The 23,670-nt window shown below is 57.5% G+C and carries 23 protein-coding genes; 14 read left to right on the top strand and 9 right to left on the bottom strand.

All coding sequences use genetic code 11. The features are described 5' to 3' along the window. Positions 1-65: 65 nt before the first annotated feature. Positions 66-668: a peroxiredoxin C gene (locus BEI65_RS04520; RefSeq protein ID WP_012005499.1), complete on the bottom strand. Its 603-nt coding sequence runs from the start codon at positions 666-668 to the stop codon at positions 66-68. Between the two features lie 229 nt (positions 669-897). Then, complete coding sequence (locus BEI65_RS04515) at positions 898-1,479, bottom strand: ACP phosphodiesterase (protein WP_099062305.1); 582 nt, start codon at positions 1,477-1,479, stop codon at positions 898-900. Positions 1,480-1,601: 122 nt separating this feature from the next. Here BEI65_RS04515 and queA point away from each other — a divergent pair, with 122 nt between their 5' ends. The 5 genes from queA (at position 1,602) to secF (ending at position 7,087) form a co-directional block, all read left to right on the top strand. Continuing rightward, positions 1,602-2,672: a tRNA preQ1(34) S-adenosylmethionine ribosyltransferase-isomerase QueA gene (gene queA, locus BEI65_RS04510; RefSeq protein ID WP_085115430.1), complete on the top strand. Its 1,071-nt coding sequence runs from the start codon at positions 1,602-1,604 to the stop codon at positions 2,670-2,672. A 72-nt stretch (positions 2,673-2,744) separates the two neighbouring features. Then, positions 2,745-3,869, top strand: coding sequence for a tRNA guanosine(34) transglycosylase Tgt (tgt, locus tag BEI65_RS04505; protein WP_085115431.1), 1,125 nt, complete (start codon positions 2,745-2,747; stop codon positions 3,867-3,869). Positions 3,870-3,902: 33 nt separating this feature from the next. Beyond that, positions 3,903-4,235, top strand: a complete 333-nt coding sequence (yajC, locus tag BEI65_RS04500; RefSeq protein WP_012005503.1) for a preprotein translocase subunit YajC — start codon at positions 3,903-3,905, stop codon at positions 4,233-4,235. A gap of 25 nt (positions 4,236-4,260) precedes the next feature. Further along, positions 4,261-6,108 carry a protein translocase subunit SecD gene (gene secD / locus BEI65_RS04495; RefSeq protein WP_099062304.1) on the top strand — a complete coding sequence of 616 codons (1,848 nt, stop codon included), beginning with the start codon at positions 4,261-4,263 and terminating at the stop codon, positions 6,106-6,108. Positions 6,109-6,118: 10 nt separating this feature from the next. Next, positions 6,119-7,087 carry a protein translocase subunit SecF gene (secF, locus tag BEI65_RS04490; protein WP_099062303.1) on the top strand — a complete coding sequence of 323 codons (969 nt, stop codon included), beginning with the start codon at positions 6,119-6,121 and terminating at the stop codon, positions 7,085-7,087. Between the two features lie 60 nt (positions 7,088-7,147). Here secF and ttrR read toward each other — a convergent pair whose 3' ends face one another. Both ttrR and ttrS read right to left on the bottom strand, forming a co-directional pair. After that, positions 7,148-7,768 (bottom strand): tetrathionate respiration response regulator TtrR, encoded by a 621-nt coding sequence (ttrR, locus tag BEI65_RS04485; RefSeq protein WP_099062302.1) that lies wholly within the window; start codon positions 7,766-7,768, stop codon positions 7,148-7,150. After that, the gene (ttrS, locus tag BEI65_RS04480) at positions 7,743-9,500 is read right to left on the bottom strand and encodes a tetrathionate respiration histidine kinase TtrS (protein WP_099062336.1); all 1,758 of its coding nucleotides are present in this window, start codon (positions 9,498-9,500) and stop codon (positions 7,743-7,745) included. Before ttrS ends, ttrR begins: the two co-directional genes overlap by 26 nt. 153 nt (positions 9,501-9,653) lie before the next feature. Here ttrS and ttrB point away from each other — a divergent pair, with 153 nt between their 5' ends. From ttrB to ttrA, 3 genes are read left to right on the top strand one after another with little or no spacing between them, the layout of a single operon-like run. Then, positions 9,654-10,388: a tetrathionate reductase subunit TtrB gene (gene ttrB, locus BEI65_RS04475; protein ID WP_099062301.1), complete on the top strand. Its 735-nt coding sequence runs from the start codon at positions 9,654-9,656 to the stop codon at positions 10,386-10,388. Next, a complete protein-coding gene (gene ttrC / locus BEI65_RS04470; RefSeq protein WP_099062300.1) occupies positions 10,385-11,443 on the top strand; it encodes a tetrathionate reductase subunit TtrC in 1,059 nt (352 codons plus the stop codon). The genes ttrB and ttrC overlap by 4 nt, the downstream gene beginning before the upstream one ends. Further along, positions 11,436-14,519 (top strand): tetrathionate reductase subunit TtrA, encoded by a 3,084-nt coding sequence (ttrA, locus tag BEI65_RS04465; RefSeq protein ID WP_099062299.1) that lies wholly within the window; start codon positions 11,436-11,438, stop codon positions 14,517-14,519. The genes ttrC and ttrA overlap by 8 nt, the downstream gene beginning before the upstream one ends. Positions 14,520-14,565: 46 nt before the next feature. Here ttrA and BEI65_RS04460 read toward each other — a convergent pair whose 3' ends face one another. Next, positions 14,566-15,120 carry a DUF3251 domain-containing protein gene (locus tag BEI65_RS04460; RefSeq protein WP_099062298.1) on the bottom strand — a complete coding sequence of 185 codons (555 nt, stop codon included), beginning with the start codon at positions 15,118-15,120 and terminating at the stop codon, positions 14,566-14,568. 186 nt (positions 15,121-15,306) lie between these two features. Here BEI65_RS04460 and nrdR point away from each other — a divergent pair, with 186 nt between their 5' ends. The 6 genes from nrdR to pgpA all read left to right on the top strand — a co-directional run bounded on the left by nrdR (position 15,307) and on the right by pgpA (position 19,435). Continuing rightward, the gene (gene nrdR, locus BEI65_RS04455) at positions 15,307-15,756 is read left to right on the top strand and encodes a transcriptional regulator NrdR (RefSeq protein WP_004949256.1); all 450 of its coding nucleotides are present in this window, start codon (positions 15,307-15,309) and stop codon (positions 15,754-15,756) included. Positions 15,757-15,766: 10 nt separating this feature from the next. Continuing rightward, positions 15,767-16,876, top strand: coding sequence for a bifunctional diaminohydroxyphosphoribosylaminopyrimidine deaminase/5-amino-6-(5-phosphoribosylamino)uracil reductase RibD (gene ribD, locus BEI65_RS04450; RefSeq protein WP_099062297.1), 1,110 nt, complete (start codon positions 15,767-15,769; stop codon positions 16,874-16,876). Positions 16,877-16,995: 119 nt separating this feature from the next. After that, positions 16,996-17,466: a 6,7-dimethyl-8-ribityllumazine synthase gene (ribE, locus tag BEI65_RS04445; RefSeq protein ID WP_099062296.1), complete on the top strand. Its 471-nt coding sequence runs from the start codon at positions 16,996-16,998 to the stop codon at positions 17,464-17,466. A 20-nt stretch (positions 17,467-17,486) separates the two neighbouring features. After that, complete coding sequence (nusB, locus tag BEI65_RS04440; protein ID WP_085115442.1) at positions 17,487-17,903, top strand: transcription antitermination factor NusB; 417 nt, start codon at positions 17,487-17,489, stop codon at positions 17,901-17,903. Positions 17,904-17,955: 52 nt separating this feature from the next. Continuing rightward, entirely contained in the window at positions 17,956-18,939 is a 984-nt protein-coding gene (gene thiL / locus BEI65_RS04435) for a thiamine-phosphate kinase (RefSeq protein WP_099062295.1), read from the top strand. Next, on the top strand, positions 18,881-19,435 hold the full coding sequence (gene pgpA / locus BEI65_RS04430) for a phosphatidylglycerophosphatase A (protein WP_198404400.1): 555 nt from the start codon (positions 18,881-18,883) through the stop codon (positions 19,433-19,435). The genes thiL and pgpA overlap by 59 nt, the downstream gene beginning before the upstream one ends. A gap of 43 nt (positions 19,436-19,478) precedes the next feature. On the opposite strand, the gene BEI65_RS04425 is transcribed toward pgpA, so the two are convergent. From BEI65_RS04425 to xseB, 4 genes are all read right to left on the bottom strand, one after another. Continuing rightward, positions 19,479-20,453, bottom strand: coding sequence for an aldo/keto reductase (locus BEI65_RS04425; protein WP_099062293.1), 975 nt, complete (start codon positions 20,451-20,453; stop codon positions 19,479-19,481). 107 nt (positions 20,454-20,560) lie between these two features. Beyond that, the gene (dxs, locus tag BEI65_RS04420; protein ID WP_099062292.1) at positions 20,561-22,426 is read right to left on the bottom strand and encodes a 1-deoxy-D-xylulose-5-phosphate synthase; all 1,866 of its coding nucleotides are present in this window, start codon (positions 22,424-22,426) and stop codon (positions 20,561-20,563) included. Positions 22,427-22,460: 34 nt separating this feature from the next. Next, on the bottom strand, positions 22,461-23,381 hold the full coding sequence (gene ispA, locus BEI65_RS04415) for a (2E,6E)-farnesyl diphosphate synthase (protein WP_099062291.1): 921 nt from the start codon (positions 23,379-23,381) through the stop codon (positions 22,461-22,463). A gap of 5 nt (positions 23,382-23,386) precedes the next feature. Then, on the bottom strand, positions 23,387-23,650 hold the full coding sequence (gene xseB / locus BEI65_RS04410) for an exodeoxyribonuclease VII small subunit (RefSeq protein ID WP_099062290.1): 264 nt from the start codon (positions 23,648-23,650) through the stop codon (positions 23,387-23,389). Between the last annotated feature and the right edge of the window lie 20 nt (positions 23,651-23,670).

Here is a 23,670-nt window from a genome sequence, read left to right as displayed (position 1 = left end):
CTGCCCTAAAAAAGGGCAAAAAAAAACCGGCCGCGAGGGCCGGTTGATACACTTGCAGGCTGAAATTACAGCTTGGAAGCGTTCTCAGACAGGTACTTAGCTACGCCGTCCGGAGATGCGCCCATACCTGCTTTGCCTTTTTCCCACTGAGCCGGGCAAACTTCGCCGTGTTGCTCGTGGAATTGCAGCGCGTCAACGGTACGGATCATTTCGTCGATGTTACGGCCGATTGGCAGGTCGTTAACAACCTGAGCGCGAACCACACCGTCTTTGTCGATCAGGAAAGAACCACGCAGGGCAACGCCTGCTTCTGGGTGCTCGATGCCGTAAGCTTTCTGAATTTCACGCTTGATGTCAGCAACCATTGCGTATTTCACTTCCCCGATGCCGCCATTCTCGACTGGGGTTTTACGCCATGCGTTGTGGACAAATTCTGAGTCGAATGAAACGCCAACCACTTCAACGCCACGCTTCTGGAATTCTTCATAGCGGTGATCGAAAGCGATCAGCTCAGAAGGACATACGAAGGTGAAGTCCATCGGCCAGAAGAACAGTACGGCTGGTTTGCCGTTCAGGTGCTTCTTGAAGTTGAAGTTTTCTACGATTTCGCCACTGCCGAGTACGGCAGCTGCAGTGAAGTCAGGGGCTTGACGAGTTACCAGGACCATAATTACTCCTGTAATAGGTGTTAAGGGGTTGATGTAAAAGCAAGGGCCAGTATAGGGGCCACGACTTGGTGAAGAAAGGGTAAAAGACCAATCAATGAGATAGCTTTCACCTATCAAAGTCGGTGATTAAATTTAGCAGTCTTTAAAAATAACCTTTTCCCATAAAAGGGCAAGGCTTAAAAAGCAATTTCTTGTAAAGCATCGCATTTTCAATGGCTTTGGCTTGACCTTACAGCTTCTTGTCTTTGGCCTGCTCCATCATCTGCGGGTAAAACTGCCAGAATTGTGTTTCAAGCTGATGATAGTTGCGTTCCACGTCGGCGAAAGAACCGGCCAGTGCGGCAAGGCGCGGACGACGGCTGGCCATGCCTGCCAGCACGTTGCCGATAAACGGCAGCTCGGCGTAGCGCTCCAGCCAGCGTTCCGGCCATAAATAGCCGTTCAAATTCTGAAAACGCGGTGGCGTCAGCGCTAAATGCGGCACGATCTGGCTGCGGGCGTGCTGGGTAAACCCCTGCAGGCTGAGAGAGGGCTCCAGTTGCTGCCAATGGCGTGCCAGGAAGTGATCCCACACCACGTCCAGCGTGATGGGGGCCACGCGCCGGTGCTCATCAGAGAAATACGCGCGGCAGGCCTTTACCTGCGGCAGACTGTCGGTCAGAACATCGATGCGGCGGTGCATCATAATGCCGGCCACCACGGCGGGATCGTACTCGCCTGCGGGGTTGCCGCGCACGAAGTCGGCCAACAGATTGCCCAACAACGAGCTTTCCGCCAGTGAGGCTAAATGGAGATGAGCGAGAAAATTCATCCGGCAACTATACCTGAAGTCATGCAAATCCTCCTTATTTCTTGCCGCTGACCGCCCGCAGCTTTAGACTAGGCCGCCTGTTTTTTACCAACCCGTCCTATATTGAAGAAGTGAATAGAGCCATGCGCGTCGCCGATTTTTCGTTTGAACTTCCCGAGTCCCTGATTGCCCACTACCCTCAACCTGAGCGCAGCGCTTGTCGCTTGCTGCAGTTGGACGGGCCGAGCGGGGAGCTTAAGCATGGCGTATTCACCGATCTGCTGGATAACCTGGAAGCCGGCGATCTGCTGGTGTTCAACAACACCCGGGTGATCCCGGCGCGCATGTTTGGCCGCAAGGTCAGCGGCGGCAAGATTGAAGTTCTGGTCGAGCGGGTGCTGGACGACCACCGGGTGCTGGCGCATGTACGCGCCTCGAAGGCTCCCAAGCCGGGCACCGACTTACTGTTGGGCGACGACGAAAGCATCGCCGCGACTATGGTCGCGCGCCACGATACGCTGTTCGAACTGCGCTTTAACGATGAGCGCGACGTCTTCACTATCCTTAATGCCGTCGGCCATATGCCGCTGCCACCGTATATCGACCGTCCGGACGAAGATGCCGACCGTGAGCTTTATCAAACGGTCTACAGCGAGAAACCGGGCGCTGTGGCGGCACCGACCGCCGGGCTGCACTTCGATGAGCCGCTGTTGGCTGCGCTGCGTGAGAAGGGCATTGAGATGGCATTTGTCACCCTGCACGTGGGCGCGGGCACCTTCCAGCCGGTGCGGGTGGAAACTATCGAAGAACACGTCATGCATGCCGAATATGCAGAGGTGCCGCAGGACGTGGTTGACGCAGTTTTAGCCTGTAAAGCGCGTGGTAAACGTGTGGTGGCAGTAGGCACCACCTCGGTGCGATCGCTGGAAAGCGCCGCCAACGCCAGCAAAGAGGCATTAATTGCCCCGTTCTTCGGCGATACCAGCATCTTTATTTTCCCGGGTTACCACTATCAGGTGATCGACGCGCTGGTGACCAATTTCCACCTGCCGGAGTCGACGCTGATTATGTTGGTTTCCGCTTTTGCCGGTTATAAAAACACCATGCATGCCTATCAGCAGGCGGTGGCCGAGCAGTACCGTTTCTTTAGCTATGGCGATGCGATGTTCATCAGCCGTAACCCGCAGGCGGAGCAAGAATCCGTAGGCGCCTGATTTCCTGGGCTGCGCATCTGGCGCAACCCTGTTTTAACGACATCAGACTGTTTCTCTGATGCTGGAGGCTTTGTGAAGTACGAATTAGACACAACCGATGGCCGCGCTCGCCGTGGCCGCCTGATCTTTGAACGTGGCGTGGTGGAAACCCCGGCCTTTATGCCGGTCGGCACCTACGGTACGGTAAAGGGCATGACGCCGGAAGAAGTGAAAGAGACCGGTGCGCAGATCCTGCTGGGCAACACCTTCCACCTGTGGCTGCGCCCAGGGCAGGAGATCATGAAGCTGCATGGCGATCTGCATGATTTCATGCAGTGGCATGGCCCGATCCTCACCGACTCCGGCGGCTTCCAGGTGTTCAGCCTGGGCGCGATGCGCAAGATTAAAGAAGAAGGCGTTCATTTCCGTAATCCGATTAACGGCGATAAAGTGTTCCTCAGCCCGGAAAAATCGATGGAAATCCAGTATGACCTGGGTTCCGACATCGTCATGATCTTCGACGAATGTACGCCGTACCCGGCAGACTGGGACTACGCCAAGAGCTCGATGGAAATGTCCCTGCGCTGGGCGCAGCGCAGCCGTCAGCGTTTTGACGAACTGAATAACAAGAACGCTTTATTCGGCATTATTCAGGGCGGTGTTTACGAAGATTTACGTGATGTATCAGTAAAAGGGCTGGTGGATATCGGTTTTGATGGTTACGCTGTGGGCGGCTTGGCAGTCGGTGAGCCAAAAGAGGATATGCATCGCATTCTTGAACATGTTTGCCCGCAAATTCCGGAAGATAAGCCACGCTACCTGATGGGCGTGGGCAAACCGGAAGATCTGGTTGAAGGCGTGCGTCGCGGTATCGATATGTTCGACTGCGTGATGCCAACGCGTAATGCCCGTAACGGTCATCTGTTCGTGACTGACGGTGTGGTAAAAATCCGTAATGCCAAGCACAAGGATGATACTTCTCCGCTGGATAAAGACTGTGATTGCTACACGTGTCGCAATTACAGCCGCGCCTACTTGCATCATCTCGATCGTTGCAACGAAATACTGGGTGCCCGATTGAACACCATTCATAACCTGCGTCACTACCAACGCCTGATGGCGGGTTTACGCGAGGCCATTGAACAGGGTAAATTAGAGCTGTTTGTTGCGGATTTCTACGGTCGGATCGGTAAACCGATTCCACCTTTAAACGCTTGAATTAATAATTGATAACTTAATGAGGGAATTTCAATGAGCTTTTTCATTTCTGACGCCGTCGCATCCGCAGGAGCTCCGTCTCAGGGAAGCCCGTACTCTCTGATCATTATGCTGGTGGTTTTTGGCCTGATTTTCTATTTCATGATCCTGCGTCCACAGCAGAAACGCGCTAAAGAGCACAAGAAACTGATGGACTCGATCGGCAAGGGTGATGAAGTGCTGACCACCGGTGGCCTGATTGGCCGCGTGACCAAAGTGGCTGACACCGGCATTATCGCTATTGCGCTGAACGACACCACGGAAGTGATGATCAAGCGTGACTTCGTGGCGGCCGTTCTGCCGAAAGGTACCATGAAGGCCCTGTAATTTTGTTTTCCCGAAGGGAATTGCCGTGCTAAACCGTTATCCTTTGTGGAAGTATCTGATGCTGATCGTCGTGATCCTCGTCGGTCTGCTTTATGCGCTTCCCAACCTCTATGGTGAGGATCCGGCTGTACAAATCACTGGCGCGCGCGGTGTCGCCGCCAGTGAAACTACGCTGGACCAAGTCCGTACCGTATTAGAAAAAGACAAGATCGCGAGCAAGTCGATTGCGCTGGAAAATGGCGCCATCCTGGCTCGCTTTAGCAATCCTGATATTCAGCTGCGCGCCCGTGAAGCCTTGATGGCAGAACTGGGCGACAAGTTCGTGGTGGCACTGAACCTGGCCCCGGCAACGCCGACCTGGTTGGCCATGCTGGGCGCCGAACCGATGAAACTCGGTCTGGACCTGCGTGGCGGTGTGCACTTCCTGATGGAAGTGGACATGGACACTGCACTGAGCAAGCTGCAGGAACAGACCATGGACACCCTGCGCAGTGAACTGCGTGAAAAGGGCATTCCTTATGCGTCTATCCGCAAGCTGGACAACAACGGCGTGGAAGTGCGTTTCCGTGACGATGCTGCCCGCGATCAGGCCATCAGCTACATCAGCTCGCGCCAGCGCGATATGGTGCTCTCGGCCAATGGCACCAATACTTTGAAAGCCAGCTTGACGGATGCCCGCCTGAGCGAAGCGCGTGAGTATGCGGTGCAGCAGAACATCACTATCCTGCGTAACCGCGTTAACCAGCTCGGCGTTGCCGAACCGCTGGTACAACGCCAGGGTTCTGACCGCATCGTGGTCGAACTGCCGGGTATTCAGGATACCGCACGCGCCAAAGAGATCCTGGGTGCCACTGCGACTCTGGAATTCCGTTTGGTTAACACCAACGCGGATACCACTGCGGCAGCCAACGGCCGCGTGCCGGGCGACTCCGAAGTAAAAGACACCCGTGAAGGCCAGCCGGTTGTGCTGTACAAGCGAGTGATCCTGACCGGTGACCACATTACCGACTCCACCTCCAGCACCGACGAATATAACCAGCCGCAGGTTAATATCTCGCTGGACAGTGCCGGCGGTACCGCAATGTCCAACTTCACCAAGGACAATATCGGCAAGCCGATGGCGACCCTGTTTGTGGAGTACAAGGACAGCGGCAAGAAAGACGCTAACGGCCGTGCAGTCCTGGTGAAACAGGAAGAAGTGATCAACGTGGCGAACATTCAGTCGCGTCTGGGCAACAGCTTCCGTATTACCGGTATCGGCAACCCGAACGAAGCACGCCAGCTCTCGTTGCTGCTGCGCGCCGGTGCGCTGATTGCGCCTATCCAGATCGTGGAAGAGCGTACTATCGGTCCGACCCTGGGACAACAGAACATCACCCAAGGTCTGGAAGCCTGCCTGTGGGGCCTGGTGGCATCCATCGTGTTTATGGTGGTTTGGTACCGTAAGTTCGGCATGATCGCGACCACGGCGCTGGTCGCCAACCTGGTGCTGATTGTCGGCGTGATGTCCCTGCTGCCGGGGGCGACGCTGACCATGCCGGGTATTGCCGGTATCGTGCTGACGCTGGCGGTGGCGGTCGACGCCAACGTACTGATCAATGAACGTATCAAGGAAGAGCTGAAGAACGGACGTTCCGTTCAGCAGGCGATCCATGAAGGCTATAAAGGCGCGTTCTCCAGTATCGTTGATGCCAACATCACCACCCTGATCACCGCGATTATTCTGTACGCAGTGGGCACCGGTTCGATTAAAGGCTTTGCGATTACCACCGCAATCGGTGTGGCGACGTCCATGTTCACCGCGATTGTCGGTACCCGTGCCATCGTCAACCTGCTTTACGGCGGCAAACGCATTAACAAGCTGTCTATCTGAGGAGTGCGTTGTGGCACAGGATTATACTGTTGAACAACTCAACTACGGCCGTAAAGTCTATGACTTTATGCGCTGGGATTACGTGGCCTTCGGCATCTCGCTGGTGCTGCTGATCGCGTCAATCGCCATTATGTCGGTGCGTGGTTTTAACTGGGGTCTGGACTTCACTGGCGGTACCGTCATTGAAATCAGCCTGGAACAACCGGCCAACCTCGATCTGATGCGCGATACGCTGGAAAAAGCCGGGTTCCAGGACCCGGTTATTCAGAACTTTGGCAGCAGCCGTGACGTGATGGTGCGTATGCCACCGGCGATCGGCACCGCAGGCCAGGAACTGGGTAACAAAGTGATCGGCGTGATCAACGACTCGGTGGATAAAAACGCCACCGTGAAGAGGATTGAGTTCGTCGGCCCGAGCGTGGGCACCGAACTGGCGCAAAACGGCGGCATGGCGCTGCTGGTGGCGTTGATCTGTATTCTGATCTACGTCGGTTTCCGCTTCGAATGGCGCCTGGCGCTGGGGGCGGTTATCGCGTTGGCGCACGACGTGATTATCACCATGGGCGTGCTGTCGTTGTTCCGTATCGAGATTGACCTGACCATCGTCGCATCATTGATGTCGGTTATTGGTTACTCGTTGAACGACAGCATCGTGGTTTCCGACCGTATTCGTGAGAACTTCCGCAAGATCCGCCGCGGGACGCCTTACGAAATCATGAACGTGTCGTTGACCCAGACGCTGAGCCGTACCTTGATGACTTCCGGTACCACCCTGATGGTGGTTCTGATGCTGTACATCTTCGGCGGCGCAATGCTGCACGGCTTCTCTCTGGCTATGCTGATTGGTGTGTCTATCGGTACCATATCTTCTATCTACGTGGCGTCCGCGCTAGCGTTGAAACTGGGTATGAAACGCGAACACATGCTGCAGCAGAAAGTGGAAAAAGAGGGCGCAGATCAGCCTTCGATTATGCCGTGATTTGCCCGTGAGTTGAAAATATCATGCCGGTCGGTTTATCCCGACCGGCATTTTTTTTGCCTATAGGCGGCTGACTCCGTTCTCCGGGCGCTCGGTTAACGTCAATTGGTTGAGTGAGTTCACCAGCTCCGCCAGGCTGGCGGCCTGCATTTTTTCCATCACTCTGGCCCGATGTACCTCAACGGTACGCACCGCAATGAAGTGACGATCGGCAATCAGCTTATTGGTCATTCCGGCGGCCACGGCGCGGGCTATCTCGCGTTCACGCGGCGTCAGCGCACTGAAACGCTGTTGCAGTTGGTAGCGTTCCAGCCGGCATTGAGAGTGGGCGATCCCGCGCTCCAATGCTTCGATCAGCGGCGCGGCGGCAATAGGTTTTTGCAAGAAATCCACGGCTCCCAGCTTCATCTCTGCCACGGCCATGGCAATATCGCCGTGACCGGTGACAATCACCACCGCCAGCGTACTTTCCTGTCGGCGCAGTTGCTGATGAACCTGTTGTCCGTCCATTCCCGGCATCCGAATATCCAGCATCACCACACCGCATTGATAAAGACTGACTTGATCGACGAACCTTTGGCTGTCGTGCCAAATCTGCACCCGATAGTTAAGTCCCTCGAGTAAGAAACGACAGGCGTCGGTGACGGCTAAGTCGTCATCGACCAGATGTATTAGCGCCATGGCGGGTTTCCTTTTGGATCACGGGGAAGTGCAGAGTCACGCGCAGCCCCTGTCGTTGAGTGGTGGAAAAGTAATTTTCCAGTGTCAGTTCACCCCCCTGGTTTTTCAGCAGCCGCTGGCAGATCACCAGCCCCAGGCCGAGGCCTTCCTGCTTGCTGCTGCGAAACGGCACGAACGGCAGTGTCAGTTGTTCGATGCTCAGACCGCCGCCGTCATCTTCAACCATCAGCCGTTGCTGATGGGAGTCGGTTTCCAGCCGCAGGGTGATGTGTAGGGCACCCGCTTGCAGACTGTTACTCAGCAAATTGGCGAGCACCTGCTCCAATAACGTGGTCTGGCTATACAACTGACTTTGGTCCGGGATAGCCAGGGTTATCTGGCACTGCGGATACTGTTGTTCTATCTGCATCAGTTTAACCAGGTGTTCCACCAGCGGTCGCAATAACAGGGGCTGCGCGTTTTCATGGTGCGGAGCCTTGCTGGCCCAGCGGCGTAAATTGACAATGCTTTCCGCGCCACGCTGCGCCTGCTGACCAATCTGTTCGAGGATCGGCAGCAGTTCATGCTGTCGATCGCTGCGCTCAAGACGAATACGGCAGCCCTCCGCATAATGCCGGATCGCCGCCAGCGGTTGGTTGAGCTCATGAGCAAAGCCGGAAGCCATCTCCCCCAGGGTACTGAGGCGTTGCGCCTTGGCCAGAGCCGTTTCCCTGGCGCGTAGCGTCTGATGCATCTGTTCGAGCTGACGTCCGCGACGGCGGACCAGATGACCAATCCACAGATGGTTAGCGCCAAGCAGCAGCATTCCGCCGAAGATGGCACCGAGCAACAACCGGTGTTGCTGCGCCCAAAGGAATACGTCTTGCCAGAGCGATCGCTGGGTCGGGTGGATATTTAAATCGCTCAGTAATTGATTAACCTGGCGGGATGACGCCGGGGCGCCCCAAACCGGCAGGCCGGGAGCCTTCATCTGCAGTAACTGGCGGGTTAACTCATCTGCCAGCCGGTCCGGGACGTGGTTTAAGGCGGCAAATGACCAATTGGGATACAGCTCGGTGCTGGTCAGGCAGCGCTGGTCACTGTGCTTCGCCAACAGGGCGCGGTAATCGCTGGCCTGTAGCAAGCCTTCCGCCTGCATTTTCTCCAACAGACAAACCGGTACTATCACCGCATCCAGCGCCCGATCGCGCAACTGATAAAGCAGGGCATCCGCCGGATAACCGCTGAAGTGCAGTTGCAGGTCTTTCTCCGGCTGCAGGCCGGCACCAAGCAGTTCTTTATACCCCAGCAGGTAGCCGCCAAAGGCGTCAGCGGCGACGGCACCGACCTTTTTACCGAGTAGCTGGCTGGCCGTGGTAATGGGACTGTCGTGGCGCACCAGTATGACGCTGCCGACCACGTTGCCTGAGGCCTGTTGCGGCTGTTGGGCGGATCGCAGTGAAACCAGCCAGCGCAACGGGTAGCGGTTATCCAACTGAACATATTGCGCCGGGTTGGTGAGCAAAAAATCCACGCGTTGGTTACGGACCGCGTCATCCATGCCGGTCAGGCTGAGCGGCGACAGTTGGAAATGGTCGTCGGGAAACTGGCGATTGAGGTGGTCGACGAGGGGTTGCCACTGGGCCAGTGCATGGGCATCGCCGCGCAGCGCCAGCACCGCGATGGTCCATTGTCCTGCCCAGGCCGTGTTTAACCAACCGCCCAGCAACAGAATTAGCACTGCTCTTTTCACATCGTCTCCGCTTTTATGATCCACATCACCGGGTTGAATTGTCCTGGATCAAGCCGCCGCCGGGAATGTGGTAAACCACAATATTGGCGGTCGGTCGTCGTTTTTACACTCCTTTGTATCAGTTCCCCGGCGGATACTTATTGGGAGAAATCAATGGACAGTGGGAAACGGCAGTTTTTACAACGACTCGGTGCGCTGACCGCCGGTGCCGCTTTGGTGCCATTGGCGCAGTCAGGGTGGCAGTTGCAACCCGCCCGGCGAGAAGGTGACAGCAAAAAGCGCATGGCGATGTTGATCGACCTGCGTCGTTGCATCGGTTGTCAGGCTTGTACGGTCAGCTGCGCGGTGGAAAACCGGCTGCCACAGGGGCAATTCCGTACCAGTGTACAGCAATATCAGGTCAGCCTGACGGGACAGGATTCGACCACCAACGTGTTGTTACCCCGGCTGTGCAACCACTGTGACAATCCACCCTGCGTGCCGGTCTGCCCGGTGCAGGCGACTTTTCAGCGTCAGGACGGCATCGTGGTGATCGACAACACCCGCTGCGTCGGCTGCGCCTATTGCGTGCAGGCCTGCCCTTATGAGGCGCGGTTTATCAACCACGAAACCCAGACCGCCGACAAATGCACTTTCTGCGTGCACCGGCTGGATGCCGGGCTGCTGCCCGCCTGTGTTGAATCCTGTGTTGGTGGCGCCCGGATGATCGGCGATCTCAACGATCGGCAAGGTGCATTAAGGCGTGCTTTGGATGAGCATCAGGCGCAGCTCAAGGTATTGAAACCCGAACAGGGAACCCACCCTCAGGTGTTCTATCTGGGGCTGGATGAGGCTTTTGTCAGTCACGTCCGGGGACAACCGGCGCTGTGGCAGGAGGTACACCCATGATCCGCGAAATTATGGCCCGCCCGCAGGAGATCGCCTGGTTGCCCTGGGCGGTGCAGTATTTTTTCTTTATCGGTCTGGCCTGCGGCAGCATCATGATTGCCGTTTGGCTGCGCTGGCGCGATCCGCAGAATACGTCACGGCTGGAACTGGCCGCCGTCTCGTTGGCGCTGGTGAGCGGCACCGTGGCACCGATGGCCCTGAGCGCAGATTTACATCAGCCCGCTCGCATCTGGCATTTCTACGCCTACTTTACCCCCTGGTCGTGGATGTCGCTCGGCTCACTGTTTTTACCGCTGTTTACCCTGCTGGTGGTCAGCTATTTCGTCCTGCTGTTACGGGGGCAACTGCGCACGAAAAGCCTGCCGTTGTGGGCTCGTTGGCTACAGTTCCGGCCGGCATGGCGTGAAGATAAATGGTTGCGCGGGGTGGCATTGGCCACTTTGTTTTCGGCGTTCAGCATCCTGCTCTATACCGGGCGTGAGGTTTCGGTGCTGCGGGCGCAGCCGCTGTGGTACAGCCTCTGGTTACCCTGGCTATTGTTACTGACCGCTATCCAGGCCGTTGCGCCGCTGTTGGCTTATTGGCTGCGTCAGGAGCCGCAATGGCAGCCGCGCCTGGCTCGCTATCAGGTCATCAGCCTGCTGTTGCTGTGTCTCTCGGCTCTTGGCTGGTGGCTGGATGGCAGCAGGTCTTCCGTCGCATTGCACTCGTTGGCGACTCAGGGGGCCGTCTGGCTCTGGGCAGGTATCGCCTTGCTCGGCTTGACCCTGTTGCTGGTGGCGCTGGCATGGCGAGCACGCACTCAGGCGTTGGGCTCGAATGGGCTACGGGTGCAGTGTGCCGCAGCGCTGCTGCTGTGCTGGGGCGTGCGCTGGATGTTGCTGATGCAAACCCAGACGCTGCCCAAGTTCAACGTATTGACCAATCCTTATGTGTTACCCCTCGGCAGCGAAGGGCTATTGGCGATCTTGGGCACCCTGGGCTTGTGGATAGCTTTAATCATTGGAATTCGTGAACTACAGCATGGGCTGATGGAGAAAAAATACTATGGCTAAGTCAACGCGGCGTCAGTGGTTGAAGGGTGGGCTCGCGCTGGGCGGATTGACCCTGTTTGGTGCCAGTTACAGTGAGATGGTGCAGAAAGTGTTTACCGGCCTGCGCGACGGCAGCAGCGGCAAACTGACGCTCGATCGGATCAGCGCCAACTCGTTACCGACAGAAGGCCGTCGGCACCCGGATGGCTGGCAGGCCAATCCACAGCAGGCGGTGTCCATGACCCAATGTTTTGGCTGCTGGACGCTTTGCGGCCTGCGGGTCAGGGTGGATCGCGACAGCAATCAGATCTTGCGCGTGGCGGGCAACCCTTATCATCCGCTGTCTCACGACCACCACTTTCCCTACTCTTTACCGGTGAGTGATGCACTCAACCGTCTGGGGGGCGATGAAGGTCTTGAACAGCGTTCCACCGCCTGCGCCCGTGGCGCGACCTTGCTGGAAGGGCTGACCAGCCCCTATCGCGTGCTGGAACCGATGAAGCGGGTAGGGCCACGCGGCAGCGGGCAGTGGCAGCGCATCAGTTTTGAACAGTTGATCCACGAAGTGGTCGAGGGCGGCGATCTGTTTGGCGAGGGGCAGGTTGAGGGGCTGCGAGCGATCCGCGATCTCGAAACGCCGCTCGATCCTGAGCAACCTTCGCTGGGGCCAAAGGCCAATCAGTTGCTGGTCACCAACGCCGGTGATGAAGGGCGGGACGCTTTTATCAAACGGTTTGCGCAAAACGCCTTTGGGACACGTAACTTCGGCCATCATGGCGCTTATTGCGGGCTGGCTTACCGGGCGGGCTCCGGGGCATTAATGGGCGATTTGGAAACCAATGCGCATGTTAAACCGGATTGGGACCATTTACGCTTTGGACTGTTTCTCGGTACCTCGCCGGCGCAGTCCGGCAACCCATTCAAACGCCAGGGGCGTCAGTTGGCCAACGCCCGTCTGCGCGATGAATTCCGTTACGTGGTAGTGGCCCCGGCATTGCCATTAACCACCACGCTGGCCAACGATCACAACCGTTGGGTCCCGGTGTTGCCGGGTACCGATTCCGCGCTGGTGATGGGCATGATCCGTTGGATCATCGAGCAGGAGCGTTATAACGCTGACTACCTGGCGCTGCCCGGCGAGACGGCCATGCAGGCGGCCGGTGAAAAGAGCTGGACCAATGCCACACATCTGGTGGTGATGAATGACGATCATCCGTTGTGCGGCCAGTTTTTGCGTCAGGTACATTTGGACGGCGGCACAACCGGAGAGGCCGAAAGCCCGCCTTTGGTCTGGGATACGCAGCGGGCTGAACCGGTGTCGGCCAACCAGGCGCTACAGGGCGCGTTGCGGGTGGAGCAACAGCTGCGGCTGGCCGACGGTTCACAGGTCCAGGTTCGTTCGAGCTTTCTCTGTCTGCAGCGGGCGGCTGAGCGCTTCACGCTGGCTGAGTACAGTACCCGCTGTGGCGTCAGTGCCGAGACCATTGCCGCGCTGGCCAGGGAGTTTACTTCCTATCAGCGGCAAGCGGCGGTGATCGCCCATGGCGGCATGATGAGCGGCAATGGCTTCTATAACAGTTGGGCGGTGATGATGCTCAATGCGCTGATCGGTAACCTGAACCTTAAGGGCGGCGTCTCGGTCGGTGGCGGTAAGTTCAAAGAGTTTGCCGATGGGCCTCGCTATAACCTGAAGAGCTTCCCCGGCATGGTGAAACCGAAAGGACTGGTGCTTTCGCGCAGCAAACAGGCATACGAGCAGTCGGACGAATATCGTCGCAAACTTGAGCAAGGTGAAAAACCTTATCCGGCGCGCGGGCCCTGGTACCCGTTTGTCGCGGGGCAATTCACCGAGCAACTGGCTCCGGCGCTGATGGGATACCCCTACCCGCTGAAGGCCTGGATCAGCCATATGGGCAACCCGCTGTACGGCGTTGCCGGTCTGCGCGAGGTGGTTGAAAGCCGGCTGAAAGATCCCCGCCAATTACCGTTGTTTATCGCGATCGACGCTTTTATTAACGAAACCAGCGCCCTGGCGGATTATATCGTGCCGGACACCCATAACTTCGAGAGCTGGGGCTTTACCGCGCCCTGGTCCGGCGTGATGGTGCGGGCAAGCACTGCACGCTGGCCAGTGGTTCCGTCGCGGACTGCGACCACGGCGGACGGTCAGCCGGTGGCACTGGAAAGCTTTGTTATTGCGTTGTCGAAGGCGATGCAGTTGCCGGGGTTTGGCGATGCCGCCTTGCAGGATGCGCAGGGGAATGCCTGCGGCTTGCACAACGCCGAAGATTATTATCTGCGTGCTGCGGCCAACGTGGCCTTTGCCAGTGAGCCATTGCCGGAAGCGACGGAAAGCGAGCTGCGGCTGACCGGGGTGGATCGCCTGCAACCGGCGCTGGATAGGGTCTTGAAAACGGATGAGCGGTTGCGGGTCGGCTATATGCTGGCGCGTGGTGGACGTTTCGCGCCTTATGAACAGGGCTGGCGAGGAAATGAAACCGGGCCGCAGTGGAAGAAAGGGCTGAATATCTGGAACGAAGAGGTGGCGCGCCATCGCCATGCGATGACCGGAGAACGTTATAGCGGCTGTCCGACCTATTATCCGCCACGCTTTGCCGACGGGTCCGACGTTGGGGAACACTATCCAGAGGAGGCATGGCCGTTCCGCCTGATGTCGTTTAAGTCGCACCTGATGAGCAGTTCAACGGCGCCGATCGATCGTCTGCGCGCGGTGAAGCCGGTCAATCTGGTGGCGCTTAATCCGGCCGATGCTGAGCGTTATGCTCTACAGCATGGCGATCGGGTGCGGTTGCAGACCCCGGGCGGCAGCGTTGAGGCGCAGATCAGCTTGCTGGATGGCGTGATGCCCGGCGTGATTGCTATCGAGCATGGTTATGGTCATCGCGAGATGGGGGCGCGAACGCATATGCTGGATGGTCAGCCGCTGGCAGCCGATGCGCGCATTGCCTCCGGTATCAACTTAAACGATCTCGGGTTGCCCGATCCGACCAGAGAAATCAGCAATAGCTGGCTTGACTGGGTCAGCGGGGCGGCGGTGCGCCAGGGGCTACCGGCCAGGCTGCAACGGCTGGGTTAAGCTGATGGCCCACTCTCGCGAAGGGTTGAGTGTGGGCCGGGCCTGGTTAGTTTGCTGCGGCTGCCGCTGCAGTGGGTTCTACGCTGTGCAGTCGAACATAGCCCAGTTGATCTGGCGTCAGGCCACTGAAACGCAGCTCAAAACTGTGCTCCGTTTTGGGTAGCAGCGAGTCCGCACTGGCGATCGGCTGAGAAAGCGCATCGGCCGTCAGTGGCTTGCCGGTGGCCGCATCCAGTTGGCCCCATTCCACTGTGGCCTTGAATGCCGGCAGCGACGCCTGCGAAAGCGTGCGGACGTGCAGCATGGCCTGGGTGCCGTTAGCCTCGCTCTTCACGTGGCTGAGTGACACGCTCAGTTCACCGAGACTGCTGTGCAGGCGAGCGCCGTTATTGGCCGCCGGCAGCAGGTAAACGCCGCTGGTGGAGTTTTGGTTCAACTGGTTTTGCTGTTCCAGCGCCGTGGCCTGGTTAGTCAGGGTGGTTAATTGCTGATTCAGTGCAACCACCTGATTATGCAGTTTTGGCACTTCGCGAGTTTGTGCGCAGCCTGCCAGCAGCACCAGCGTGCCGAGCAGGAAAATCTTGGGGTAACGGGTTGTCATGGCGGGGATTTCCTATTCAACTTCTCCTGTTATCAGCTTAGTCCGCCTGGCCGGGAAAGTCATGTTAACCCTCGTTTTGACCGCCGTTGATAACGGGTCTTCGCAACAAATAACCGACGGCCTTTGTTGTAACCGCACTTCGGGGTAAACTGTTCTTAACTATGAAAACGTTTATCAGGACGTGTTATGCATTGCCCTTTCTGCGCCGCCGTTGATACCAAAGTCATTGATTCCCGCCTGGTGGGTGATGGTTCGCAGGTGCGCCGTCGCCGCCAATGTTTGGTTTGTAATGAACGCTTCACCACTTTTGAAGTGGCTGAGCTGGTGATGCCGCGGGTAATCAAAAGCGACGAAGTCCGTGAGCCTTTCAACGAAGACAAGCTGCGTCGCGGCATGCTGAAGGCGTTGGAAAAACGCCCGGTCAGCTCTGACGACGTGGAGAACGCGATCAACCACATTAAATCCCAGCTGCGCGCCACCGGCGAGCGTGAAGTGCCGACTAAACTGGTCGGCAACCTGGTGATGGACGCGTTGAAAAAGTTGGATAAAGTGGCCTATATTCGCTTTGCTTCGGTCTACCGCAGCTTTGAAGATATCCGTGAATTCGGCGAAGAGATCGCCCGTCTGCAGGACTAAGGGACCTTTGATGCATAACGACGAATTGTATATGGCACGTGCTTTTGAACTGGCGCGATTGGGCCGTTTCACTACCGCACCGAATCCCAATGTCGGCTGCGTTATCGTGCGCGATGGCGAAATCGTCGGAGAAGGTTACCATCTGCGCGCCGGTGAACCCCATGCGGAAGTGCATGCGCTGCGCATGGCGGGCGAAAAGGCGCGGGGTGCCACCGCTTATGTCACGCTGGAACCCTGCAGCCATCATGGCCGCACGCCACCCTGTGCCGATGCGCTGGTGGCTGCCGGCGTAGCCCGGGTTGTGGCGGCGATGCAGGATCCCAACCCGGAAGTTGCCGGTCGTGGGCTGTACAAATTGCAGCAGGCGGGGTTGGATGTCCGCCACGGTTTTATGCTGGCGGAGGCCGAAGCGGTGAATCTGGGTTTCCTCAAACGGATGCGCACCGGCTTTCCTTATGTACAACTCAAGCTCGGCGCTTCACTGGATGGCCGCACGGCGATGGCTTCCGGCGAAAGCCAATGGATCACCTCACCGCAGGCGCGTCAGGATGTACAGCGCCTGCGGGCGCAAAGCGCCGCGATCCTCAGCACCAGCGCTACCGTGCTGGCGGACGATCCGTCACTGACGGTGCGTTGGGATGAGCTGGACGCCGAGACGCAAAGCATTTACCCGCGTGAAAACCTGCGTCAACCGCTGCGTATTATTCTGGATAGCCAAAATCGTGTCACCCCGCAGCATCGGGTGGTGCAACAGCCAGGGCCTACCTGGCTGGCACGCCTGCAGCCGGATCGGCAAACTTGGCCGCAGGATGTCGAGCAACTGACCTTCCCGGCGCACGGAGGTGGGGTCGATCTGGTGGTGATGATGATGCAACTGGCGAAACGTCAGGTGAATTCCATTTGGGTCGAGGCCGGCGCGCAGTTGGCCGGTGCCTTGCTGCAGGCCGGGTTGGTCGATGAGCTCATTTTGTATATCGCGCCAAAATTGTTGGGAGATAATGGCCGCGGCCTGTGTCACCTGCCGGGCCTCGAGCGCTTGGCTGATACACCGGAGTTCGTCTTCAGCGAAGTACGGCAAATCGGCCCTGATTTACGGCTGCGATTGAAGGCAAAATACTGAATGTAACGTCCGCTTGCCGGGACGGTTGTCGTTTTACAAAACCGCCCGCGCAGGCTGATAAAGAATGTGATAGAATCCGCCCCCCTGCGGGGTATTGAACCCATTTTTAAGGAAAGCCCATGAAAGTTATCGAAGGTGTTGTTGCTACTCCAAATGCCCGTGTGGCGATTGCAATTGCACGTTTTAACAATTTCATCAATGACAGCCTGTTGCAAGGTGCCATCGACGCACTGAAGCGCATTGGTCAGGTTGCTGACGACAACATCACCGTTGTCTGGGTCCCGGGCGCTTACGAGTTGCCGTTGACTGCACGCGTGCTGGCTAACACCGGCAAATACGATGCAGTGATCGCACTGGGCACGGTTATCCGTGGGGGCACCGCGCACTTCGAATTTGTCGCGGGCGAAGCCAGCTCCGGCCTGGGCAGTGTTTCTCTGAACACTGAAATCCCGGTTGCCTTTGGCGTGCTGACGACCGAAAGCATCGAACAGGCTATCGAGCGTGCCGGCACCAAAGCAGGCAACAAAGGCGCTGAAGCGGCTCTGACCGCACTTGAAATGATTAATGTTATCAAAGCTATTAAAGCCTGAATTTAGTTAAGGGGAATTCCGTGAAACCTGCTGCTCGTCGCCGCGCTCGTGAGTGCGCTGTTCAAGCGCTTTACTCTTGGCAGTTGTCTAAAAATGACATTGCCGATGTTGAACACCAGTTCCTGTCGGAGCAAGATGTCAAAGATGCAGACATCGCCTATTTTCGGGAGCTGCTGTCCGGCGTGGCGGTGAATGCAGGTCTGCTGGATAGCCTGATGGCACCTGTCCTGTCGCGTCAGCTCGAAGAGCTGGGCCAGGTAGAAAGGGCCGTTCTGCGCATTGCGCTGTACGAGCTGAAAATGCGTGAGGATGTACCTTACAAGGTGGCAATCAACGAAGCGATCGAGCTGGCGAAAACCTTCGGCGCTGAAGACAGCCACAAGTTTGTGAATGGCGTGCTGGATAAAGTGGCACCAAGCATCCGCAAGAAAAAATAAAAAATTAAGGCCGGTATCCCCGGCCTTAATTTCTTCTATTGGAATATCGACCATGGCATGTGGCGAATTTGACCTCATTGCCCGCTATTTTGACCGGTTTAAGAGTCTGCGCCGGGATGTACAGTTGGGCATTGGAGATGACTGCGCACTTCTGACAGTGGCAGAAAAACAGCTTTTGGCCGTCAGTACCGACACTCTCGTTTCGGGCGTTCACTTCTTGGCGGATATCGATCCCGCCGATCTCGGCTACAAAGCACTGGCAGTTAACCTGAGCGACCTGGCGGCCATGGGCGCCGATCCCGCCTGGCTTTCATTGGCACTAACCCTGCCGGACGTGAATGAGCCCTGGCTGAAGGCGTTCAGCGACAGCCTGTTCGAACAACTTAATTATTACGGCATGCAGTTGATTGGCGGCGATACTACTCGCGGTCCGTTAAGCATGACGTTAACCATTCACGGCCTGATCCCGGCCGGTCGGGCATTGACCCGCAGCGGCGCGCGCATCGGTGACTGGATCTACACCACAGGTACGCTGGGTGACAGCGCCGCGGGCCTGGCTGTGCTGCAGGACCGTTTGCAGGTGACAGATACCGAAGCACGCAATTACCTGCTTGGTCGCCATCTGCGGCCGCAGCCACGGGTGTTGCAAGGGCAGGCGTTGCGCGATCTGGCCAGTTCGGCGATTGATATTTCGGATGGCCTGATTTCCGATCTGAAGCACGTGCTGAAAGCTTCTGATTGCGGGGCGCGCATCAATCTGGATGAGCTGCCGTTGTCGCAGGCGTTAAGCAGCCATACGGACGCTGATCAGGCACTGCGCTGGGCGTTGACCGGCGGTGAGGATTACGAACTGTGCTTCACCGTGCCGGAAATCAACCGCGGCGCGCTGGAAGTGGCGTTGAGCCATCTGGGCGCTGACTACACTTGCATCGGCCAAATTGGCCCGCTGTCCGAAGGCATCAAGTTCTACCGCAACGATGAAGTGGTGGAACTGCCATGGCAGGGGTTCGATCATTTCAGTGAAGGGCAGGCGTAACATGGATGAAGCTAAACGCCGCTTGCGGATGAGCAATCCGTGGCACCTGTTGGCCACCGGCTTCGGTAGCGGTTTGTCGCCGGTGATGCCGGGCACCATGGGGTCATTGGCGGCGATCCCGTTCTGGCTGCTGCTGATCCAATTGCCATGGCAACTGTATTCGCTGTTGGTGATGTTCAGCATCTGCATTGGCGTCTACCTGTGCCACCAGACCGCCAAAGACATGAAGGTACACGACCACGGCAGCATCGTCTGGGACGAATTTGTCGGTATGTGGATCACGCTGATGGCTCTGCCGGTCAATGACTGGCAGTGGGTTGCGGCGGGCTTCGTGATTTTCCGTGTTTTGGATATCTGGAAGCCATGGCCAATCCGCTGGTTTGATCGCAACGTGCACGGCGGCATGGGGATCATGGTCGACGACATTGTCGCCGGGGTGTTTTCCGCCGGTATTATCTACCTGATTGGCCACCACTGGCCGCTTGGGTTGCTCTGATCTTGAGGGCGTAGTTCAATGCTACGCCCTTGAACCCTCTGCGTTATTCAAATCCTGTCACATGGTGCGGTACATAAGCCGTTTCCAGCTCGGCAATCTCTTCCGGTGTTAACTCAAGATCGACGGCGGCGACGGCGTCTTCCAGATGATCATGGCGTGATGCGCCGATAATCGGTGCGCTGACAACCGGCTTGCTCAACAGCCACGCCAGTGCGACTTGCGCACGCGTCACACCGCGTTCTTCAGCAATACTGGCCACGCGTTCGGCAATGATGGCATCGATGCCTTCGGTTTCATCGTACAGATTTTTACCGACCTGATCGGAGACCAGCCGCGCGGTCGTTTCGCCCCAGGGGCGGGTTAATCGACCCCGTGCCAGCGGGCTCCACGGCAGCACCGCAATGCCCTCGGCGGCACACAGTGGCAGCATTTCCCGCTCCTCTTCACGCTGGATCAGGTTATACTGGTCCTGCATGCTGACGAAGCGCGTCCAACCGTGCAGATCGGCGGTGTACAGCGCCTTGGCGAACTGCCATGCGTACATTGAGGATGCGCCGATGTAGCGTGCCTTACCGGCTTTCACCACCTCATGCAGCGCTTCCAGTGTTTCCTCCAGCGGCGTTTCATAATCCCAGCGGTGGATCTGCAGCAGGTCAACGTAATCGGTGCCCAGGCGGCGCAGGCTGTCGTCGATGGACTGCATGATTTTGGCGCGCGACAGGCCGCGTTCCAGATTGCTCAGGGGGAAATAGACTTTGGTAGCGATCACCACCTGGTCGCGGCGGGCATAATCGCGCAGTGCCCGGCCGACGATCTCCTCACTGCTGCCATCTGAGTAGCTGTTGGCGGTGTCGAAGAAGTTGATACCGGCATCCAGCGCCTGTTTCAGCAGTGGTCGGCTGCTTTCCTCCGGTAACGTCCAGGCATGGTTGCCACGGCTGGGTTCACCGTAGGTCATACAGCCCAGACAGATGCGTGAGACGTTCAGGTCGGTGTTACCCAATTTCAGATACTTCATGCTTGCCTCCCGGTGTCAGCACAGAACTTTAACTGTAGCGGATTTTCGGACGGCAGAAACAAAAACGCCCCCGCAAAGCGGAGGCGTTGATCAACCCGGCGCGAGGATTATTGCGCCAGCCAGGTCTCAATTTGCCGTTGTATACCGGCAGCGTCCAGACCCAGATCGCTACGGACTTCTTCCTGGCTACCCTGGGAGACAAAGTAGTCCGGCAGGCCAATATTCAACACCGGAACTACGCGGCGTTTGGCCATCAGCAGCTCGTTCACACCACTGCCGGCCCCCCCCATAATGGCGTTTTCTTCCAGCGTGACCAGCGTGCCGTGGCTGGCTGCCAGTTCAAGTACCAACTGTTCATCCAGTGGCTTCACGAAGCGCATATCCACCAGCGTGGCGTTGAGGTTTTCTGCTACCTGCGCGGCTTCCGGCAACAGCGTGCCGAAGTTCAGGATCGCCAGCTTTTCGCCTTCACGACGAACAACGCCTTTGCCGATCGGCAGCGCGCTGAGAGGTTCCAGCGACGCTCCGGTACCGTTACCACGCGGATAGCGTACGGCGCTTGGGCCTTCGTTATAGTGATAGCCGGTGTACAGCATTTGGCGGCACTCGTTCTCATCGCTTGGCGTCATGATCACCATGGTTGGGATGCAACGCATGAATGACAGATCGAAGGCTCCCTGGTGAGTCTGGCCGTCAGCGCCGACAATACCGCCGCGATCGATGGCAAACATCACCGGCAGTTTTTGAATGGCGACGTCGTGGATCAACTGATCGTAAGCGCGCTGCAGGAAGGTGGAGTAAATTGCCACCACCGGCTTGTAGCCACCAATCGCCAGGCCGGCGGCGAAGGTCACCGCATGCTGTTCGGCAATCGCCACGTCAAAATACTGCTGTGGATAGTCACGGGAGAACTGCACCATGCCCGAGCCTTCACGCATGGCCGGGGTGATGGCCATCAGCGAGCTGTCTTTGGCGGCGGTTTCACACAGCCAGTCGCCAAAGATTTTTGAATAGGTCGGCAGGCCACCGGCGCTTTTCGGCAGGGTACCGCTGGCCGGATCGAATTTCGGCACCGCGTGGAAGCTGATCGGGTCTTTTTCCGCCGGGGCGTAACCACGGCCTTTTTTGGTCATGATGTGCAGCAGTTGCGGGCCTTTCAAGTCACGCATATTTTTCAGCGTGGCGACCAGCCCCTGGACATCGTGGCCGTCGACCGGACCGATGTAGTTAAAGCCCAGCTCTTCGAACAGCGTGCCCGGTACCACCATGCCTTTCAGGTGCTCTTCGGTGCGCTTGACCAACTCTTTGATTGGCGGCAGGCCGGACAATACTTTTTTACCGCCCTCACGCAGGGTGGAGTAGAGCTTGCCGGACAGCAGCTGCGCCAGATGGTTGTTCAGCGCGCCGACGTTTTCCGAAATCGACATTTCGTTATCGTTCAGCACCACCAGCATATCCGGATCGATGTCACCGGCGTGGTTCATGGCTTCAAACGCCATACCGGCGGTGATGGCGCCATCGCCAATCACGCAGACCGTGCGGCGATTTTTGCCTTCACGCGCTGCGGCTACGGCCATGCCGAGACCGGCGCTGATCGAGGTGGATGAGTGGCCAACCGACAGAACGTCATATTCACTTTCCGCACGCCACGGGAAAGGGTGCAGGCCATTTTTTTGGCGAATGGTGGCGATTTTATCGCGACGCCCGGTCAGGATTTTATGCGGGTAAGCCTGGTGGCCAACGTCCCAGACCAGATGATCGAAGGGGGTTTGGTACACATAGTGCAACGCCACCGTCAGTTCGACGGTACCCAGCCCGGAGGCAAAGTGGCCGCTGGAGCGGCTAACGCTGTCCAGCAGGTATTGCCGAAGTTCGTCACACAGCTTCGGTAGGCTCTCTTTTGGCAGCGAACGGAGTTCATCGGGATTTTCCGCTAGCGCCAGGGTCGGGTATTTGGCTATATCAAGACTCATTCGATACTCATATCAGAGGAGTTAACGTCACACGTTAATTGTCGCGTTCAATAATGAAGCTGGCTAACGCTTGCAATGGCGCTGTGTTATAAGATTGTGCTGCCAAAGTGTCTAATGCAGCTAAAGCTTCCTGATAGAGATCCCACGCTTTTGCTTTCGCGCTGTCAAGCCCGAGCAAAGCTGGATAGGTACTCTTTCCGTGTTGCTGGTCCGCCCCCTGGCGTTTACCGATTTTTTCGGTTTCGCCGACCACGTCCAAAATATCATCCTGCACCTGGAACGCCAGGCCAATCGCGGCGGCGTAGCGGTCAAGCTGCACCAGTGCGGCACGGCCAGGTTCACCGGCGGCTAACGCTCCCAGACGAACGGCTGCGCGAATTAACGCGCCAGTCTTATGGCGATGGATCTGCTCCAGCGCTTCCAGACCAATCTGCTGGCCCTCAGCTTCGAGATCCAACGACTGGCCGCCACACATGCCGGCAACACCGCTGGCGGTTGCCAGTTCAGAGACCATCGCCAGCCGATCGCGCAGCGCCACGTCGGGCATCTCGGCATCGGCCAGAATGGAAAATGCCAGCGTCTGCAGTGCATCGCCGGCCAAAATGGCGTTGGCCTCACCAAATTTGATGTGGCAGGTCGGCTGACCGCGACGCAGGTCGTCGTCGTCCATGGCCGGCAAGTCGTCATGGATCAGTGAATAGGCGTGAATGCATTCTACCGCAGCGGCGGGCGCATCCAAATTATTCAGTGATACGCCAAACATCTGCCCGGTGGTGTACACCAGGAACGGACGCAGGCGTTTACCGCCCAGCACAGCGCCGTGACGCATTGCCGCCACCATATTGCCATCGTTGAACGGCAGCGGCGCGATAAAATCCAGCAGCGTGCGGTCGGCCCGCTGGCGCAAGGCCTGCAACTGGTCAGAAAAAGCGGTCTGTTGGACAGTTTCGGACATGGTAATTACTCGGCATCCGGTGTGAAAGGCGCCAGCGCGGCATCATCGGCGCTGTCGTTAAGCAAAATCTGTACGCGTTGCTCCGCCTGCTGCAATTTCTGCTGGCCCTGACGCGCCAACTGTACGCCGCGTTCGAATTCATTCAGCGCGTCTTCCAGCGGTAGCTCACCCGATTCCAGACGCGTCACGATGTTTTCCAACTCGCTGAGGGAGTTTTCAAAGCTGACGCTTTGCTCTGTACTGTCTGATTGTGCAGGTTTTTTTGGCATAATTTTCTTTTTACATCATC

Origin of the sequence: Serratia sp. BW106 (genome assembly GCF_002607755.1) — a bacterium.
GTDB classification, from domain to species: domain Bacteria; phylum Pseudomonadota; class Gammaproteobacteria; order Enterobacterales; family Enterobacteriaceae; genus Serratia; species Serratia proteamaculans.
This window is presented reverse-complemented; position numbering and strand designations above follow the sequence as displayed.

What these genes read in the sequence shown, in the direction of transcription:
- queA (WP_085115430.1), top strand. Translation starts at nt 1,602, where the DNA reads ATGCGCGTCGCCGATTTTTCGTTTGAACTTCCCGAGTCCCTGATTGCC.
- BEI65_RS04515 (WP_099062305.1), bottom strand. Translation starts at nt 1,479, where the DNA reads ATGAATTTTCTCGCTCATCTCCATTTAGCCTCACTGGCGGAAAGCTCG.
- pgpA (WP_198404400.1), top strand. Translation starts at nt 18,881, where the DNA reads ATGAAGTGGTGGAACTGCCATGGCAGGGGTTCGATCATTTCAGTGAAG.
- ribD (WP_099062297.1), top strand. Translation starts at nt 15,767, where the DNA reads ATGCATAACGACGAATTGTATATGGCACGTGCTTTTGAACTGGCGCGA.
- ribE (WP_099062296.1), top strand. Translation starts at nt 16,996, where the DNA reads ATGAAAGTTATCGAAGGTGTTGTTGCTACTCCAAATGCCCGTGTGGCG.
- yajC (WP_012005503.1), top strand. Translation starts at nt 3,903, where the DNA reads ATGAGCTTTTTCATTTCTGACGCCGTCGCATCCGCAGGAGCTCCGTCT.
- ttrR (WP_099062302.1), bottom strand. Translation starts at nt 7,768, where the DNA reads ATGGCGCTAATACATCTGGTCGATGACGACTTAGCCGTCACCGACGCC.
- BEI65_RS04425 (WP_099062293.1), bottom strand. Translation starts at nt 20,453, where the DNA reads ATGAAGTATCTGAAATTGGGTAACACCGACCTGAACGTCTCACGCATC.
- ispA (WP_099062291.1), bottom strand. Translation starts at nt 23,381, where the DNA reads ATGTCCGAAACTGTCCAACAGACCGCTTTTTCTGACCAGTTGCAGGCC.
- nrdR (WP_004949256.1), top strand. Translation starts at nt 15,307, where the DNA reads ATGCATTGCCCTTTCTGCGCCGCCGTTGATACCAAAGTCATTGATTCC.
- dxs (WP_099062292.1), bottom strand. Translation starts at nt 22,426, where the DNA reads ATGAGTCTTGATATAGCCAAATACCCGACCCTGGCGCTAGCGGAAAAT.
- thiL (WP_099062295.1), top strand. Translation starts at nt 17,956, where the DNA reads ATGGCATGTGGCGAATTTGACCTCATTGCCCGCTATTTTGACCGGTTT.
- xseB (WP_099062290.1), bottom strand. Translation starts at nt 23,650, where the DNA reads ATGCCAAAAAAACCTGCACAATCAGACAGTACAGAGCAAAGCGTCAGC.
- ttrB (WP_099062301.1), top strand. Translation starts at nt 9,654, where the DNA reads ATGGACAGTGGGAAACGGCAGTTTTTACAACGACTCGGTGCGCTGACC.
- BEI65_RS04520 (WP_012005499.1), bottom strand. Translation starts at nt 668, where the DNA reads ATGGTCCTGGTAACTCGTCAAGCCCCTGACTTCACTGCAGCTGCCGTA.
- ttrA (WP_099062299.1), top strand. Translation starts at nt 11,436, where the DNA reads ATGGCTAAGTCAACGCGGCGTCAGTGGTTGAAGGGTGGGCTCGCGCTG.
- BEI65_RS04460 (WP_099062298.1), bottom strand. Translation starts at nt 15,120, where the DNA reads ATGACAACCCGTTACCCCAAGATTTTCCTGCTCGGCACGCTGGTGCTG.
- ttrC (WP_099062300.1), top strand. Translation starts at nt 10,385, where the DNA reads ATGATCCGCGAAATTATGGCCCGCCCGCAGGAGATCGCCTGGTTGCCC.